At 47.0% G+C, this 17,025-nt stretch carries 14 protein-coding genes; all 14 read right to left on the bottom strand.

The annotated features are described in order from the left end of the window. Positions 1 to 35 precede the first annotated feature (35 nt). The 14 genes from nuoN to hexA all read right to left on the bottom strand — a co-directional run bounded on the left by nuoN (position 36) and on the right by hexA (position 16,680). Positions 36 to 1,493 (bottom strand): NADH-quinone oxidoreductase subunit NuoN, encoded by a 1,458-nt coding sequence (nuoN, locus tag AACQ38_RS09575; protein ID WP_165577983.1) that lies wholly within the window; start codon positions 1,491 to 1,493, stop codon positions 36 to 38. Between the two features lie 6 nt (positions 1,494 to 1,499). After that, positions 1,500 to 3,020, bottom strand: coding sequence for an NADH-quinone oxidoreductase subunit M (gene nuoM / locus AACQ38_RS09580; RefSeq protein WP_011147295.1), 1,521 nt, complete (start codon positions 3,018 to 3,020; stop codon positions 1,500 to 1,502). A gap of 20 nt (positions 3,021 to 3,040) precedes the next feature. Next, entirely contained in the window at positions 3,041 to 4,888 is a 1,848-nt protein-coding gene (nuoL, locus tag AACQ38_RS09585; protein ID WP_058588746.1) for an NADH-quinone oxidoreductase subunit L, read from the bottom strand. After that, positions 4,885 to 5,187 carry an NADH-quinone oxidoreductase subunit NuoK gene (nuoK, locus tag AACQ38_RS09590; RefSeq protein WP_011147297.1) on the bottom strand — a complete coding sequence of 101 codons (303 nt, stop codon included), beginning with the start codon at positions 5,185 to 5,187 and terminating at the stop codon, positions 4,885 to 4,887. The genes nuoL and nuoK overlap by 4 nt, the downstream gene beginning before the upstream one ends. Beyond that, the gene (nuoJ, locus tag AACQ38_RS09595) at positions 5,184 to 5,729 is read right to left on the bottom strand and encodes an NADH-quinone oxidoreductase subunit J (protein ID WP_058588748.1); all 546 of its coding nucleotides are present in this window, start codon (positions 5,727 to 5,729) and stop codon (positions 5,184 to 5,186) included. Before nuoJ ends, nuoK begins: the two co-directional genes overlap by 4 nt. Positions 5,730 to 5,741: 12 nt before the next feature. Beyond that, positions 5,742 to 6,284 carry an NADH-quinone oxidoreductase subunit NuoI gene (nuoI, locus tag AACQ38_RS09600; RefSeq protein WP_058588749.1) on the bottom strand — a complete coding sequence of 181 codons (543 nt, stop codon included), beginning with the start codon at positions 6,282 to 6,284 and terminating at the stop codon, positions 5,742 to 5,744. 14 nt (positions 6,285 to 6,298) lie between these two features. Beyond that, on the bottom strand, positions 6,299 to 7,276 hold the full coding sequence (gene nuoH / locus AACQ38_RS09605) for an NADH-quinone oxidoreductase subunit NuoH (RefSeq protein WP_040152056.1): 978 nt from the start codon (positions 7,274 to 7,276) through the stop codon (positions 6,299 to 6,301). After that, on the bottom strand, positions 7,273 to 9,999 hold the full coding sequence (gene nuoG / locus AACQ38_RS09610; protein WP_110826466.1) for an NADH-quinone oxidoreductase subunit NuoG: 2,727 nt from the start codon (positions 9,997 to 9,999) through the stop codon (positions 7,273 to 7,275). The genes nuoH and nuoG overlap by 4 nt, the downstream gene beginning before the upstream one ends. Before the next feature lie 75 nt (positions 10,000 to 10,074). After that, positions 10,075 to 11,439, bottom strand: a complete 1,365-nt coding sequence (gene nuoF, locus AACQ38_RS09615) for an NADH-quinone oxidoreductase subunit NuoF (RefSeq protein WP_011147302.1) — start codon at positions 11,437 to 11,439, stop codon at positions 10,075 to 10,077. After that, positions 11,436 to 11,984, bottom strand: coding sequence for an NADH-quinone oxidoreductase subunit NuoE (gene nuoE / locus AACQ38_RS09620; protein WP_011147303.1), 549 nt, complete (start codon positions 11,982 to 11,984; stop codon positions 11,436 to 11,438). Before nuoE ends, nuoF begins: the two co-directional genes overlap by 4 nt. 2 nt (positions 11,985 to 11,986) lie before the next feature. After that, positions 11,987 to 13,786 (bottom strand): NADH-quinone oxidoreductase subunit C/D, encoded by a 1,800-nt coding sequence (nuoC, locus tag AACQ38_RS09625; protein ID WP_011147304.1) that lies wholly within the window; start codon positions 13,784 to 13,786, stop codon positions 11,987 to 11,989. 118 nt (positions 13,787 to 13,904) lie between these two features. After that, positions 13,905 to 14,579, bottom strand: coding sequence for a NuoB/complex I 20 kDa subunit family protein (locus AACQ38_RS09630; RefSeq protein ID WP_011147305.1), 675 nt, complete (start codon positions 14,577 to 14,579; stop codon positions 13,905 to 13,907). Between the two features lie 17 nt (positions 14,580 to 14,596). Continuing rightward, positions 14,597 to 15,046: an NADH-quinone oxidoreductase subunit A gene (locus AACQ38_RS09635; protein WP_011147306.1), complete on the bottom strand. Its 450-nt coding sequence runs from the start codon at positions 15,044 to 15,046 to the stop codon at positions 14,597 to 14,599. Between the two features lie 704 nt (positions 15,047 to 15,750). Continuing rightward, entirely contained in the window at positions 15,751 to 16,680 is a 930-nt protein-coding gene (gene hexA, locus AACQ38_RS09640) for a transcriptional regulator HexA (RefSeq protein ID WP_011147307.1), read from the bottom strand. Between the last annotated feature and the right edge of the window lie 345 nt (positions 16,681 to 17,025).

Consider the following 17,025-nt stretch of genomic DNA (forward strand, 5'->3'; position numbering starts at 1 on the left):
ATATTCCAAATAATGGGTAACAACCGACTGGCTATTTAGAGAATAATTTTCGCTTGCTGTATTACATCAATCAGCGGTTGAGGCCAGATACCTAGCGCCAATACCAATAATGAGGAAATCAGAACAACCATCCCGCCGGCAGTCGATGCCCAGTTCCTTGGTGTGTCACGATTAAGCGCTTTCGGCGCAGGCAGATACAAACTGACCATGACCCGTAGATAGTAATACAGGCCGATAGCACTACCCACAACTACGGCACCCGTCAGCCACCACAGTTCCGCTTTCACACCCAACACAATGACGTAGAACTTACCAATAAAACCGAACGTCATTGGGATCCCCGCCAGTGACAACATCATCACCGTCATCACCGCAGACAGAATAGGTTTATGCCAAAACAGGCCACGGTATGAGTAGAGGGAATCTGCATCCGGCCCTTTATATGGGCTGGACATGAGGCTAACAACGCCAAATGCACCGATACTGCTAAACAGATAACCTGCCAGATAGATACCGACCGTTTCTTCTGAAAGCTGGTGGTTCTGTACCGCCACCAGCGCCACCAGCAGATAACCCAAGTGAGCAATAGAAGAGTAACCAAGCAGACGTTTGATATTTGTCTGGGTCAGTGCCATCAAGTTACCGAACAGCATAGAAGCAATTGCAATAACGGTTAATACCGTACGCAGTGCTTCACTATCCGCCATTGGTGCTTCAACGAATAGACGTATCACTACTGCAAAAATCGCTATCTTACTGGCTGTTGCCAGAAAGGTAGAGACCGGAGCAGGTGCTCCCTGATAAACATCCGGTGTCCAGAGATGGAAAGGTACCAGTGATAATTTGAAGCCAAGGCCAACAACCAGCATACCCAAGCCTGACAGTATCAAAGGTTGATAGATATAGCTGTCAGACAAACGATGCCCCAGTGCGGCAAAAGAGAGATCGCCTGATTCTGCATATAACAACGCGATACCAAACAGCATGAAAGAAGAGGCTGCCGCAGACAGCAGCATGTACTTGATAGCCGCTTCCAGAGAGCGTTTCTGACGATATGCATAACCAATCAAACCAAACAGCGGCAAAGTTAATAACTCAATACCGATAAACAATGATGCCAGGTGGTTTGCACAAGCCAGAAGAATCCCGCCCACTGTCGCAATCAGCACCAGTAAATAGAACTCTTCTTTGTTATCTGGATAATTTTCTAGCCAGGAATAGGCGAAAGTCGCCGTTGCCAGGCTTGCAACCAGTACGAGACCGATATAGAGCATAGCATAGCGATCCACATGAACCAGTGGAGTGACATCCATCGCTTCTTGCTGTCCGACAAAATAGAGAGACAGCAGAGCCAGATTCAAACCTATCACGGTCAGAGTGGTGTTAATAAAGTGATCGCGTCGCCACGCAATGGACAGCATCACAACCACTACCGTCAATCCGACGATCAACAGCGGTAACAGCGCGATCAGTTGTTGAGGAGTTATTGTCATGGCGAATTACGGCCTTGTAGTTGAAATTGAAGCTGAATACCAGGTCTGGATGTTATCCATCGCTGCCGCTGAAGTATCAAGAATAGGTTGTGGGTAGAAACCCATCACCACCAGTAATATCAACAGCACCATTACAATGGATACTTCTCGCATATCCATTCGTCTTAGTGGTTCATCTGATTTTGATTCACCGTAGTAAGCACGCTGCATCATATACAGGGCATAGACAGAGGCGAAGACCAGACCAAACACAGAAATCGTTATAATTAACGGAAATTCACTGAAACTACCAAACAGGATCATAAATTCACCGACGAAGTTACCGGTCCCCGGCATCCCCAGTGTCGCCACAGCAAAAGAGAGTGATAACGCAGGCAGGAACTGCACACGCTTCCACAAGCCGCCCATAAGATTCATATCACGGGTATGTAAGCGCTCGTAAAGTTGCCCACAGAGAATAAACATACCTGCGGCTGACAGACCATGAGCAATCATCTGAATAATTGCCCCTTGGTAAGCAAGCTGGCTGCCAGAATAGATCGCGATTAACACAAACCCCATATGAGAGATACTGGTATAAGCAATCAAGCGTTTGATATCTGTCTGGCTGAATGCCATCCATGCGCCATAGAAGATCCCAAGTACACCGAACCACATCGCAATCGGTGTGAACTCATGAGAAGCTTCCGGGAACAGTGGCAAACCGAAACGCAACAGACCATAACCCGCCGTTTTCAGCAAGATCCCCGCCAAGTCAACAGAACCCGCTGTTGGTGCCTGACTGTGTGCATCAGGCAACCACCCATGTAAAGGCACAACTGGCATTTTTACAGCAAAAGCAATGAAGAAACCGAGCATCAGCAAGTATTGAACGGTATGTGACATTGGCGTATTCAGCAGTTTTTGATAGCTGAATGTCCACTCACCTGTCCCGTTATAGTGAACCAATACCAATGCCATAATCGCAATTAACATCACCAAGCCACTCGCCTGGGTGTAAATGAAAAACTTGGTCGCCGCGGTGATACGAGTCTTACCGCCTGAGCCTCGGTGCCCCCACAGTGCAATCAGGAAGTACATCGGCACCAACATCATTTCCCAGAAGAAGAAGAACAGGAACATGTCGATAGCGAGGAACACCCCCATCACACCACCCAAGATCCACAGCAGGTTCAAGTGGAAAAAGCCCTGATATGGCTGATTTTCCGTCCATGAACAGAGAATAGCCATCAGCCCCAGTAGTGCAGTCAACACCACCATCAGCAGCGATAAGCCATCCAGAGCAAGGTGAATACTGATGCCAAAACGTGGGATCCACGGCATAACAAATTCTTCTTGCCATTGAGGGATCCCTTGCGGATTCGCCAAGGTATAGCCCCCCTGCAACCACAGTTGCAGAGAGAGCACCAGAGTCAACCCCATCGAAATTAACGCGATCCAACGCGGTACACGGGTACCGAAGCGTTCAGCCTGCCAACTCAACAGGCCACCGATGAAGGGCATAAGAATTAGCCAAGGTAATAGCATGGCGCAATGTATCCCTTAAATTAAACCAGTAGCAGCAGAGCTAAAACCAGCACTGCACCCAACCCCATAGAGGCAACGTACCAACGGACCTGTCCATTTTCACTCAGGCTAAGACCTTTGTTACTCCAGCGTGATAACACCGCAGGAATATTCATCAGTGAATTTAGCGGATCGTTTCGCAATACATGTGTAATGTTCTTGAATGGCTTAACAAATACCCAGTCATAGAGAACATCAAAGCCCCAAGCATTAAACCACCATACGGAGAAGAAACGCCCCGGAGCACTTTGTGCCACACCATTCACCAACTGACGTTTACCCAGATACAGCGCCATTGCCAGCAAAATACCCGCTACAGCGATCACACCAGAAACCACTTCCAAGGTCATTTTGCCAGTGTGATCCGTTATATGGCTTCCCGGCAACACACCCGCCAAGGGTGGCACAATCAGTGCGCCCACAAAGGTGGAAAGCACCAGCAATACCAGTAACGGCAGGTGATGGGTAATACCTTTAACAGGATGGGCTTTTGTTTTCGCCTCACCGTGGAATACAATGAAAATCATGCGGAAGGTATACAAAGAGGTCATAAATGCACCCGCCAGCCCCGCCAACATAAGGTTGATATGACCATGTGACATTGCTCCCCACAGAATTTCATCTTTACTGTAGAAACCCGCAGTGACAATTGGCAACGCGGATAATGCCGCGCCACCCACCAAGAAGCAGGCATAAACCAACGGAATGGATTTACGCAATCCTCCCATTTTGAAAATATTCTGCTCGTGATGACAGGCCAAGATGACGGAACCCGATGCCAGGAACAACAGCGCCTTAAAGAAAGCGTGAGTCATCAGGTGGAAGATTGCTGCATCCCACGCCTGAACCCCCAACGCCAGGAACATGTAACCAATCTGGCTCATGGTTGAGTAAGCTAATACACGCTTAATATCGGTTTGTACTAACGCGGCAAAACCTGCCAACACCAGCGTGATAGCACCGATCGTGCCAACCAGTTGCAGGATTTCTGGTGCCATCAAGAATAGGCCGTGACTACGTGCAACTAAGTAGACCCCGGCGGTTACCATCGTTGCAGCATGAATCAGCGCAGAAACTGGCGTTGGACCGGCCATCGCATCGGCCAACCAAGTTTGTAACGGCAACTGGGCTGATTTACCTACTGCTCCCCCCAATAACATCAGAGTCGCCCAGGTAATCACCGAAGAACCAGCTTCCAGATGCTGCGGCGCTAAAATCGCCAACTCGCGGAAGTTCAACGTTCCCAGATTGTCATACAGAATGAACATGCCGATAGCCAGGAAGACATCACCCACACGGGTAACGACAAAGGCTTTCATTGCTGCGGCACCATTCGCCGGATTGGTATAGTAGAAGCCAATCAGCAAATAACTGCACAGCCCTACCCCTTCCCAACCGAGATACATCAGCATCATGTTATCTGCCAGAACCAGTATCACCATGCTGGCAATAAACAGGTTGGTATAAGCGAAGAAACGGGAATAACCCTCTTCACCACGCATATACCACGAGGCATACATATGGATCAGGAAACCAACACCCGTTACTACACTCAACATGGTAAGCGATAAACCATCAAGAACCAGAGTGAACGGGATACTGAAATTCCCAACTTCCATCCAGTTCCACAGGTTCTGACTGTAAACCAGATCACCCGCACCATTCTGACTGTTGAAATCGATAGCTACCCATAAGGTAACCAACGCAGCCAAACCAACAGAACTAATCCCGATGGTAGCTGATATATTTTCAGACCAGCGGCCACGGGAAAATGCCAACAGCAAAAATCCCAGCAGTGGCAGCAGAATTGTTAAATAGAGTAAGTTCATCCGCGCATCTCACTGACTGTATCAATATTCAGATTCTGGCGACGACGATAGAGCTGCAATAACAGCGCCAAGCCAATACTCGCCTCTGCTGCTGCCAAGCTGATAGCCAAAATAAACATCACTTGACCATCTGGCTGGCCCCAATAGCTGCCTACCACAACAAAAGCCAGAGCCGCAGCATTAATCATCACTTCGAGCCCAATTAACATAAACAACAGATTACGGCGGATGATGAGCCCGGTCAGGCCCAACACAAATAGAATTGCCGCCAAAATCAGTCCATGTTGAAGAGGTATCATGGTTGTTCCTCCGCATTTCGGTTGCTGAGCACTTCACCCTGTTTATGCTCACGGCCTATGTGATACGCCACCACCATACCGGCAAGTAATAGCAAAGAAGCCAGTTCAACGGCCAATACATACGGACCAAACAAACTGATACCCACTTCTTTGGCACTGACAACTTCACCCGTGATATTGTCAGCAATATCGCCATGAGAAACATTGATAATGGTATACACCAGCACAACAAGCAGCACTGTTGACAGTATTCCCGGACCAATCCACGTCCGCGGTTTCAACCAAACACGCTCCTGTTCAACAACAGATTTGCCAAGGTTAAGCATCATCACCACGAAAACGAACAGCACCATAATGGCCCCGGCGTAAACGATGATCTCTAGTGCACCGGCAAAATAAGCGCCCAGCGAGAAAAACACCGCTGAAAGCGCCAGCAGAGAAACGATCAGATACAAAAGCGCATGTATCGGATTGGTATGGGTAATTACCCTGATGGTTGCCAATATTGCAATCAGCCCAGCGGTATAAAACGTAAATTCCATGAATATCGCTCCTTACGGCAACAGGCTTTTAACGTCGATAGGTTTCGCTTCATTGTCGGCTTCACCTTTTGATTTGCCGTCAATTGCCATACCTGTCTTACGGTAAAAGTTATAATCAGGATATTTACCCGGACCTGAAATCGTCAGGTCCTCTTTTTCATATACCAAATCCTGACGCTTAAATTCCCCCATTTCGAAATCAGGCGTTAATTGGATCGCAGTAGTCGGGCAAGCTTCTTCACATAAGCCACAGAAAATACAACGTGAGAAGTTAATGCGGAAAAATTCTGGATACCAACGACCATCTTTATGTTCAGCTTTTTGCAGTGAGATACATCCCACCGGGCAAACTGCCGCACACAAGTTACAGGCAACACAACGCTCTTCACCGTCCGGATCGCGTGTCAACACAATACGGCCACGGTAACGGGGTGGCAGATAAACCGGTTCCTCTGGATACATTTGGGTTTCGCGCTTATGAAAGGCATGCAAGCCAATCATCCAAATACTGCGTACCTGGGTGGCAAAACCAACCACTAACTCTTTTAATGTCATGGTTCATTCCCCCCTTATTGAGCGTTGTACAAAATCACTGCCGCAGTCGCCAGCAGGTTAAGTAAGGTCAGCGGTAGACAGACTTTCCAGCCAAACGCCATCACCTGGTCATAACGCGGACGTGGTAAAGAGGCACGTATCAGGATGAACATCACCATGAAGAATGCCGTTTTCAACGCAAACCAGACAAACGGCGGCAAGAACGGACCATGCCAGCCACCAAAGAACATTGTCACAATCAGGGCAGAAACCGTGACAATACCGATATATTCACCAACGAAGAACAGACCGAATTTCATACCGGAATATTCAATATGATAACCGTCAGCCAGCTCCTGTTCTGCTTCCGGCTGGTCAAATGGATGACGGTGACACACCGCCACACCCGCGATAGCAAAAGTCAAGAAACCAAAGAACTGAGGAATGACATTCCACATATGCTCTTGTGCATTGACGATATCCACCATATTGAAGGAATCTGCCTGCGCAACAACGCCCATAAAAGAGAGTCCAATAAACACTTCGTAACTCAGTGTCTGCGCAGAAGCACGCATTGCCCCCAGTAACGAGTATTTGTTGTTACTTGACCATCCAGCAAACAGCACCGCATAGACAGCCAAGCCCGCCATCATCATGAAGAACAAGATGCCGATGTTCAGATCAGCGGCCATCCAAGTCGGCGTGATCGGCACAATGGCAAATGCCAGCAACAGAGAAACGAAACCAATCACCGGTGCCAAGGTAAAGATCATTCTGTCCGCAAAACGGGGGACCCAGTCCTCTTTGAAGAACATTTTGATCATGTCAGCGACGATCTGTAACGAGCCGCCCCAACCTACGCGGTTAGGCCCATAACGGTTTTGAAACAGCCCGAGCAAACGACGTTCACCAAAGCTCATCAATGCCCCACAGACAACCACCACGACCAGGATCACCACTGCCTTCAGAACAGCGATTAGCACATCAATAATTTCGGGGGTTAACCAACTCATTGTGCAACCTCCCGCAGATTATTCACGGAAACCCCTGCCAATACCGGAGGAATACCCGGCATTCCCATTGGCAAACCGATCTGCCCTTGAGCAAGATTTTCACTCAGACGAACCGCCAGACGCAGTTGCTGACCAAAACAATCAAACTCCAGAACAGAACCCGTTTTCACACCCAATTGATCCGCATCTTTGCTATTGAGCATCACATAAGGCTCCGGCATACGTTCCTGAATCACATCGGAACGTTGAGTTAACTCTTCACTACCAAACAAGTGATGGTAAGGAGCCACTGTCCATTGGTTATTTTGTGCAGTAAAGGCTGTCGGAATCTGATCAAAATAGTTCAAACCGCCGTCAGTGGTCTCAATCAGACGCACACCAGGATCGCCAAAGCGCAGATGACCACCGACCTCCGCCTGGAATTTGTTCCAAGCCTGTGGTGAGTTCCAACCCGGTGCCCATGCAAATGGCACCTGCTGACGATAGGCATCAGGGCTATTGTTACCTTCCATTGAGAAAGCAAATGGCGAATCCACATCCTGCGGCTGACGTTGCTCATGTACGCTGAGATTCGCCAACATAGCAGTACGACCACTGTAACGATGCGGTGAACGTGCCAGTTTCTGACCGCGGATGCGGAATGTAGAATCAGGCGCTGCATCAACAATACCTTTAAGCTGTGGCATTGTTTCAACACAGGCATCAATAACATGGTCAAGCTGTGTCCAATCCAAATGGCGTTCAGTGTAAGTTGTATGCAAAGAGTGCAACCAACGCCAACTCTCCAGCATCACCACCGATTTGTCGTAGAAAGAGGGCTCGAAAACTTGGAAATAACGCTGTGCCCGACCCTCCTGATTCACCAACGTACCGTCACTTTCTGCAAAGCTGGAAGCTGGCAGAATCAAATGGGCTTTATCCATGATAGCAGTGCGTTGATGGTCAACCACAACCAGGTTTTTCAGATTGTTCAGTGCATCGTCTACCTTATCTGCTGCGGCATGCCGATAGAGATCATTTTCCATCACGATAGCCGTATCAGATTTACCACTGCTTATCCGTTGCAGCGCAACATCCAGTGGTTGAGCCTCCATCATTGCCAATCCAATACTATTCGCATAGATTGCAACAAACGACAAACCGACATCTGAACCCCGGTCTTTCAGTGCCCAAGCAATATTAGCGGCTGCTTGAATAATCGCATCACTGCCAACGTTACTGCCGCTGATAATTAACGGTTTCTTCGCGCCAATCAATGCTTGCGCAACCATATCCACTTTGGCTTTCAATTCGTCAGGCAAATTCTCAACTGCCGGTGCCGTGTTATCCAATGCATGAGCGACTGCAAAACCAAAACGAGCCTGATCATCAACCGGCGCACGATAATTCCACGCTGCAATATCATCCAGACGCGTATCATCCACGTTGGTCACAAACAGAGGATATTTGGCACGCTGACCAATATTCATCACAGCGGCAATCTGCCAATCAGCAACTTTCTGAGCAGCCGCCATTTCGCGGGCTTTACCTTTCACAGCCTGACGAACCGCCAATGCCATCCGAGCACCGGTTTGCGTTAAATCTTCGCCTAAAATCAATACCGCATCATAGCTTTCAATTTCACGCAGCGACGGTGTATAAACACCACCCTGTTGCAGAATTTCCAACATCATATCAAGGCGTTGTTGTTCAGCCGCAGCAATCCCACTATAGAAGTTTTCCGCGCCCACCAGTTCACGTAGTGCAAAGTTGCTTTCCAGACTAGCGCGTGGAGAACCGATACCGATGGCATTTTTGGCCTGACGCAAAATATCCGCCCCACCCTGCATGGCCTGTTCAGCGTTAAGCGAGATCCAATGATCACCACGCAATTGCCGTGGCTGACGAGGGCGATCTTTACGGTTGACATAACCGTAACCGAAACGACCACGGTCACACATAAAATAGTGGTTTACCGTCCCGTTATAACGGTTCTCGATACGGCGTAATTCACCATAACGCTCCCCCGGGCTGGTATTACAGCCAATGCTGCACTGTTGACAGATACTTGGCGCAAACTGCATATCCCATTTACGGTTATAACGTTCAGAATGGGTTTTATCAGTAAATACCCCAGTTGGACAGATTTCTACCAGGTTACCGGAGAACTCGCTTTCCAGCGTGCCACTTTCAGGGCGACCAAAATAGATGTTATCGTGAGCGCCATAAACACCAAAATCAGCGCCGTCGGCATAATCTTTGTAGTAACGTACACAACGATAACAGGCAATACAGCGGTTCATTTCATGAGAAATAAACGGCCCCAATTCCTGATTGTTATGAGTACGCTTAGTGAAACGGTATTTACGGAATGTATGACCAGTCATCACGGTCATATCCTGTAAGTGACAGTTGCCCCCTTCTTCACATACCGGGCAATCGTGCGGATGGTTAGTCATCAACCACTCAACCACACTCTCACGGAACTGTTTAGCCTCTTCATCATCAATAGAGATAAAAGTGCCATCCGTTGCCGGAGTCATACAGGACATGATCAGACGACCGCGCGTATCATCCGCATTTTGATATTGCTTCACCGCACACTGGCGGCAAGCGCCAACGCTTCCAAGCGCTGGATGCCAGCAAAAATAAGGAATATCTAACCCCAAAGAGAGGCAAGCTTGTAACAGGTTATCAGCCCCGTCTACATCATATTTTTTGCCGTCTACATGTATCGTAGCCATAGTCAGCATGCTTCCAAATGACCTGCTTTTCAGCAAGTGTTAATCAAAAATTCTGCTAATTTCGTGAAGAACCCATTACCAACGCTGCTTTAACAGGTTTGACTGGATACCCGCAATGAAATGGGTGTTCCCATAGTCTTTGGTCACAATTCCAGCTTCGAATTCATCACGGAAATATTTGATGGCACTCTGTAGTGGTTCCACGGCCCCTGGTGCATGAGCACAGAATGTATTGCCTGGCCCAAGGAAACGACAGAGCTGTTCCAATGTTTCAATATCCCCGGGTTGCCCTTCCCCACGCTCTATTGCGCGCAGGATTTTTACGCTCCACGGCAACCCGTCACGACATGGAGTACACCAACCGCAAGATTCACGGGCAAAGAATTCTTCAAGATTACGCGTCAACGAAACCATATTAATTTCATGGTCAACTGCCATTGCCAAGGCCGTGCCCAAACGGCTGCCCGCTTTAGCAATATTTTCGAAATCCATTGGCAGATCCAGATGTTCAGCAGTCAGGAAGTCAGTCCCTGCCCCACCGGGCTGCCATGCTTTGAATTTCAAGCCGTCACGCATACCACCAGCATAATCTTCAAGAATTTCACGGGCAGTCGTACCAAATGGCAACTCCCACAAGCCCGGATTTTTCACCCGACCAGAGAAACCCATCAGTTTAGTGCCGGCATCTTTACTCTTGCCTGCACTCAGGCCGATATACCACTCTTTGCCGTATTCGAGAATTGAAGGAACGTTGCACAAGGTTTCAACGTTGTTGACACAAGTAGGTTTACCCCATGCGCCGGAAGTGGCAGGAAATGGCGGTTTTGAACGAGGATTAGCTCGGCGACCTTCCAGTGAGTTAATCAGTGCGGTCTCTTCACCACAGATATAACGCCCCGCGCCGGTATGAACAAACAACTCAAAATCAAAGCCGCTGCCCATGATGTTTTTACCCAACAAACCCGCTGCTTTAGCTTCTTCGATGGCTTTACGCAGATGCACAGCCGCTTCCACATATTCACCACGCAGGAAGATATAGCCACGATAAGCTTTCAGGGCAAATGCACTGATCAACATTCCTTCCACCAGCAAATGAGGAAGTTGTTCCATCAGCAAGCGATCTTTGTAGGTACCCGGCTCCATTTCATCTGCGTTACATAGCAGATAACGGATATTCATGCTTTCATCTTTTGGCATCAGGCTCCACTTCAGACCAGTAGAGAAACCTGCACCGCCACGGCCTTTCAGCCCGGCGTCTTTTACCAGAGAAACCACTTCATCTGGGGACATGCTTTTCAGTGCTTTTTCAGCACCACGATAACCACTTTTGCTACGGTACTCATCCAACCATACCGGTTGTTTGTCATCTCGCAATCGCCAAGTAAGAGGATGGTTTTCCTCAGTAAGAATAATTTCTTTTATTCCTGAATATGCTGTCATGGATACTGCTCCAGTAACTTCTCAATCTCTTCAGGTCTGACAGAACTGTGCGTATCGTCATCGATCATCATGGTCGGGCCTTTGTCACAGTTACCCAGACAACAGGTTGGCAACAGTGTAAAACGCCCATCTTTCGTCGTCTGTCCCGGACAGATATTTAGATGTTTTTCAATGGCAGCCTGGACATCTTGATAACCGGTAATATGACAAACCACGCTGTCACAATAACGAATAATATGGCGGCCCACAGGTTGACGATAAATCTGGCTGTAGAATGTTGCCACACCTTCCACATCACTAGCGGGAATACCAAGCACATCAGCAATCGCGTAAATGGCACCATCCGGTACCCAGCCACGATGCTTCTGTACAATTTTCAATGCTTCTATCGAAGCGGCGCGCGGATCTTCGTAGTGGTGTTTTTCATGCTCAATAGCATCGTGCTCTTCGGTACTCAGCACAAAATCTGCTTTTGCCTGAGACTCTGTTACGTTAACCACATCAAGGCGCGCTTGTTGAGCACTCGCGTTAATTTCACTTTGCATAGTTAGCGATCCACATCAGACATAACAAAATCGATACTGCCCAGATACACGATCAGGTCAGAAACTAAGCTACCGCGAATTACCGATGGGATCTGCTGCAAATGCGGATAACTCGGTGTACGGACACGGGTACGGTAACTCACAGTACTGCCGTCGCTGGTGAGGTAATAGCTGTTGATGCCCTTAGTGGCCTCAATCATTTGGAAAGATTCATTTGCTGGCATTACCGGCCCCCATGACACTTGCAAAAAGTGGTTAATCATGGTCTCAATATGCTGCAAAGTCCGTTCTTTCGGTGGTGGCGTCGTCAGTGGATGATCTGCTTTAAATGGGCCTTCAGGCATATTGTCCAGACACTGTTTCAAGATTCGCAAGCTCTGACGCACTTCTTCCACTTTCAACATCACGCGGTCATAACAGTCGCCGTTATTACCAATCGGCACGTCGAAATCGAAATTTTCATAGCCGGAGTATGGACGCCATTTACGCACATCAAATGCAATACCCGTTGCCCGCAAACCCGCTCCAGTGGTGCCCCATTCAAGAGCTTGTTTGGAGTTATAAGCAGCAACCCCAATAGCTCGGCCTTTCAGGATGCTGTTTTTCAGCGCCGCTTTCACGTAGGAATCAAGACGTTTGGGCATCCAGTTGAGAAAATCGCGCAATAATCTATCCCAACCACGCGGCAAATCATGAGCAACGCCGCCAATGCGGAACCACGCTGGGTGCATACGGAAACCGGTAATCGCCTCCACCAGATCATACACTTTCTGACGGTCAGTAAAGGCGAAGAACACCGGGGTCATCCCGCCAACATCCTGAATGAAGGTCGAGATGTAAAGTAGGTGGCTGTTAATGCGGAACAATTCCGACAACATAACGCGAATGGTTTTTACCCGGTCAGGCACTTCAATTCCCGCCAGTTTCTCCACCGCCAGCACATAAGGCATTTCGTTAACACAACCGCCTAAGTATTCAATACGGTCTGTATAGGGAATATAACTGTGCCAAGATTGGCGCTCTCCCATCTTCTCCGCGCCACGATGGTGATAACCAATATCCGGGACACAATCGACAATCTCTTCACCATCCAGTTGCAGAATGATACGGAATGCCCCATGAGAAGAGGGATGGTTAGGACCAAGGTTAAGGAACATAAAGTCCTCATTCTCGGTACCCCGCTTCATTCCCCACTCTTCTGGTTTGAAAGTCAGCGCTTCCATTTCCAGATCTTCTTTCTGTCTGGTCAGTTCGAAAGGATCAAATTCTGTCGCACGAGCAGGATAATCCTTCCGCAGCGGATGCCCTTCCCAAGTCGGTGGCAACATAATGCGGCGCAGGTTTGGATGGCCGTTAAAGACAACGCCAAACATTTCCCATGTTTCACGTTCATACCAATTGGCATTTGGGAACAGAGGAGTTGCCGTCGGGAGATTCAGCTCTTTTTCACTGAGGGCAACCTTCAACATGATATCGCGGTTACGCTCAATAGAAAGCAGGTGATAAAACACAGAAAAATCTGCTGCTGGCAGACCCTGGCGATGAGTACGCTGACGTTCATCCATGCCATGCAAATCGAATAGCATGACATAAGGTTTAGGCAGCTTCTTCAGGAAAGTCATTACTTCCAGTAATTGTTCACGCTTCACCCAAACAACGGGTATACCAGTACGGGTTGGCTGAACAGTAAAGGCATCCGGGCCAAAGTGGTTACGCAGCTCACCCATGACCGGATCATCAAGATGGTCATGAGTTTGCCACGCAGGCCGGGCGCTTTCTTGCGCTATCTGATCTATCATCATTCTTCACCACAACGCTTTGATCAGTGTTCGTTTTGATCAGGATTAGTATCGCAACACATTGCTCTGGTTACATTCATTAGGCTACTTTGAGTCACGCCTACTGTCTAAAGACAGATTCTTAAACTTCGTCTGGCGTACGCAGATTTTTCACTGCGATACGTTCCCCGTGCTTACGTTCTCTTTCTGACTGCATATTGGCACGGTAAACCCCTTGATCTCCCACTACCCAAGACAACGGACGACGCTCTTTGCCAATTGACTCTTGTAACAACAACAAAGCTTGCATATAAGCTTCAGGACGGGGAGGACAGCCAGGAATATAAACATCAACAGGGATAAACTTATCGACACCTTGAACTACCGAGTAAATATCGTACATACCACCAGAGTTGGCGCAGGCTCCCATAGAGATAACCCATTTCGGCTCAAGCATCTGGTCATACAGGCGCTGAATAACCGGTGCCATTTTGGTAAAACAGGTTCCAGCGACCACCATAAAATCCGCCTGGCGGGGTGATGCACGTAAAACTTCAGCGCCAAAACGAGCGACATCATGAACAGCGGTAAATGATGTGGCCATTTCCACATAACAGCAGGAAAGACCAAAGTTGTAGGGCCACAGGGAGTTTTTACGTCCCCAATTCACCATATCATGCAGAGCATGCTCCAGTTTGCCCATGTAAACACTACGGTGAACATGCTGCTCCAGTGGGTCTGCGACAATTTCCTGTTTTTGCAGGGGATAACGGTCATTCTCACCGTTCGGATCTATGCGGGTGAGCGTATAATCCATCTTTAAATGCCTCGCTATTACTGCGGATGACTATTGTTAATGTTAATCACAACACTTGGTTTACTTACCTGGCGGCTTGAACGAGATGGCGTCCAATTCAGCGCCCCAATACGCACCAGATAAAACAAGCCTGCGAGTAACACCAAAATGAAAATGCTTGCTTCGATAAAGCCTAACCAGCCACTCTCTTTGATAGAGACTGACCATGCATATAAAAACAGCGCTTCAACATCGAAGATGACAAAGAACATAGCGACCAGATAGAACTTGGCCGACATACGGAGACGAGCACTACCGACAGAATCAATACCAGATTCATAAGGGACATGTTTTGCCCGGGCTTTCGCTCTCCCGCCCAAGAAAAATGCCCCTAACAGCATCAAAGCACACAGACCGAAAGCACCTAAAAGAAATACCGCGAATGCCCAGTGATGGGCAAAGAGTTCAGTGGATGTTGACATACTCATTGCTTACTCATCAAAAGTGGTGTCAAAAGTGTCTGCTCTTTTATCTGGCAGTGTTGCACCACATCGATTCAAGGGAAGGGGTAACAACCAAATCTGAAACACTGTTAATCAATGATTGATGGAGTGAATCTTCTTGGTTTTTACTCCTCTCAACAATATTTTGTCTGTTTTGACAAAATTAATCTAACATTTATTTACAAATAACAAACTTAGTCTTAACGGATCGTGCTACCGCACTGCTAAAACGTGTCAGTTAACTGGCGCAAACAGTGGCGGAAGCTAGTTTAACCGATAACTCGCTTTTACTACATCATTATCTCAGGAAAAACCTGCCTTTCCACTGCTACATAGGGAGTATTTCTTTGATCAAGTACACAATTTGACAGAAAAAAATTTTACTGCTGATGATAATTCATTCAAATCTGAAGAAATTATATTTTTTTATCCATTAGCAACGAGAAAAGTTCCCGTTCACTACAGAAATTCTTATTTCATCAATTCAGCAAATTATTACCTTGTTAACAATATAACAATTTGTTAACCAAATCAGGGGGTGTTAAGAAAAATGCTACCGTATATTTAATGATGACGATAACAACAGAATAAGGTGAATTTAGTTGATGATTACTTATAAATATATTCGAGGAGCTAATACCTCCTTCCATCCATAATGGAGGTATTAGCAAGGAGAAGTGTTTCAGATATTACTCATCAATAATATCGTCATCATCAGGAAGTTCTTCAGAAACACTCGTTATCGTGTATGGCGTTTTCTTATTCTCTATCGCACTAAAAACCGTCAGAACAGATTCATTTTGTTCATTACTATGTCTATACAGAGAGAACTGGGTTTCAGGTAAACGAGGAAGCCCTTCACTCTCCCCTAAAATACGCAGATCAGCATTTTGCATTTCCAAAGGACGGGCAGTAATACCAACTTCTGCATTCACTGCCGTGCGAACTGCCGACAGAGAAGCCGCTTCATAAGCAATCCGCCACGATACTCCCACCTCATCCAGCGTATCCAACGCCAACTGACGGAATGGATTGGTTTCATCCATCACAACCAGTGGCACAGGTTCATTTACCTGTAGCTGGAAATCAGGAGCACAATGCCATAATACCGGTGTTGAGCGCAGAACAGTCCTTGGATGATGACTAATTTTTGCGGTTGTGAGTGCCAAATCGATCTCATGGTTATCCAGCATACTTTCAATAAACTGAGTACGCTTTATACGGACGTCTATTGCCATCCGTGGATAAACGGAAGCGATGCGATTTAGCAAAAAAGGGAGCAGTGTATCCACCGTATCATCGGATGCACCGATTCTTAGTTCACCTTCTGCATCGCTATAGGTTAATGATGCGCTGGCATCATCGTTAGCGCGCAGAATTTGTCTTGCATAACCAAGAAGTTGAAGACCATGCTCTGTAAGAAGCTTATTGCGGCCATGACGGGCAAACAACTCTCTGCCCACCAACTGCTCCAAACGTTGCATTTGCTGACTTACAGCCGATTGCGTTCTGCATACTGCTGCTGCTGCTGCTGCAAAAGTATTTAAATCAGCAACAGCAACAAAAGTTCTTAGCAGATCGAGATCGAGATTCATTATCGGACGATTTGCATTTATCATTGTTTATTCATCACTTTTTTTTGATTTTAATTACTAACTAACCTGGTGTTTTTACGTAAGCACTATCAAATTAAATTAACATCACTTAGACAGTACTCTACTCTATTAAATAGGGCAAAGATTTACTGCTGTTTTTTTACCTATTGAACCCATTGTGGGTTTTATTTTCTCCTCTTCTTAGCAAAAGTTACTCGGATTCCTAAATAAATTGAGGACAATCCCTATTTACAACACCCTATATGTAATTTCTAGTTTGGTTATTTTGTTTTCTGACTCACGTCAAAGAATAACATAAGTTATATCAGAAAAACTAAATATAAAGTAAAAATCTACAATATCACTAAT

The sequence above is a fragment of the Photorhabdus sp. RW14-46 genome (assembly GCF_963887965.1).
Lineage (GTDB): Bacteria > Pseudomonadota > Gammaproteobacteria > Enterobacterales > Enterobacteriaceae > Photorhabdus > Photorhabdus laumondii.

What these genes read in the sequence shown, in the direction of transcription:
- nuoG (WP_110826466.1), bottom strand. Translation starts at nt 9,999, where the DNA reads ATGGCTACGATACATGTAGACGGCAAAAAATATGATGTAGACGGGGCT.
- nuoM (WP_011147295.1), bottom strand. Translation starts at nt 3,020, where the DNA reads ATGCTATTACCTTGGCTAATTCTTATGCCCTTCATCGGTGGCCTGTTG.
- nuoF (WP_011147302.1), bottom strand. Translation starts at nt 11,439, where the DNA reads ATGACAGCATATTCAGGAATAAAAGAAATTATTCTTACTGAGGAAAAC.
- hexA (WP_011147307.1), bottom strand. Translation starts at nt 16,680, where the DNA reads ATGATAAATGCAAATCGTCCGATAATGAATCTCGATCTCGATCTGCTA.
- nuoK (WP_011147297.1), bottom strand. Translation starts at nt 5,187, where the DNA reads ATGATACCTCTTCAACATGGACTGATTTTGGCGGCAATTCTATTTGTG.
- nuoE (WP_011147303.1), bottom strand. Translation starts at nt 11,984, where the DNA reads ATGCAAAGTGAAATTAACGCGAGTGCTCAACAAGCGCGCCTTGATGTG.
- nuoL (WP_058588746.1), bottom strand. Translation starts at nt 4,888, where the DNA reads ATGAACTTACTCTATTTAACAATTCTGCTGCCACTGCTGGGATTTTTG.
- nuoH (WP_040152056.1), bottom strand. Translation starts at nt 7,276, where the DNA reads ATGAGTTGGTTAACCCCCGAAATTATTGATGTGCTAATCGCTGTTCTG.
- AACQ38_RS09635 (WP_011147306.1), bottom strand. Translation starts at nt 15,046, where the DNA reads ATGAGTATGTCAACATCCACTGAACTCTTTGCCCATCACTGGGCATTC.
- nuoI (WP_058588749.1), bottom strand. Translation starts at nt 6,284, where the DNA reads ATGACATTAAAAGAGTTAGTGGTTGGTTTTGCCACCCAGGTACGCAGT.
- nuoJ (WP_058588748.1), bottom strand. Translation starts at nt 5,729, where the DNA reads ATGGAATTTACGTTTTATACCGCTGGGCTGATTGCAATATTGGCAACC.
- AACQ38_RS09630 (WP_011147305.1), bottom strand. Translation starts at nt 14,579, where the DNA reads ATGGATTATACGCTCACCCGCATAGATCCGAACGGTGAGAATGACCGT.
- nuoC (WP_011147304.1), bottom strand. Translation starts at nt 13,786, where the DNA reads ATGATGATAGATCAGATAGCGCAAGAAAGCGCCCGGCCTGCGTGGCAA.
- nuoN (WP_165577983.1), bottom strand. Translation starts at nt 1,493, where the DNA reads ATGACAATAACTCCTCAACAACTGATCGCGCTGTTACCGCTGTTGATC.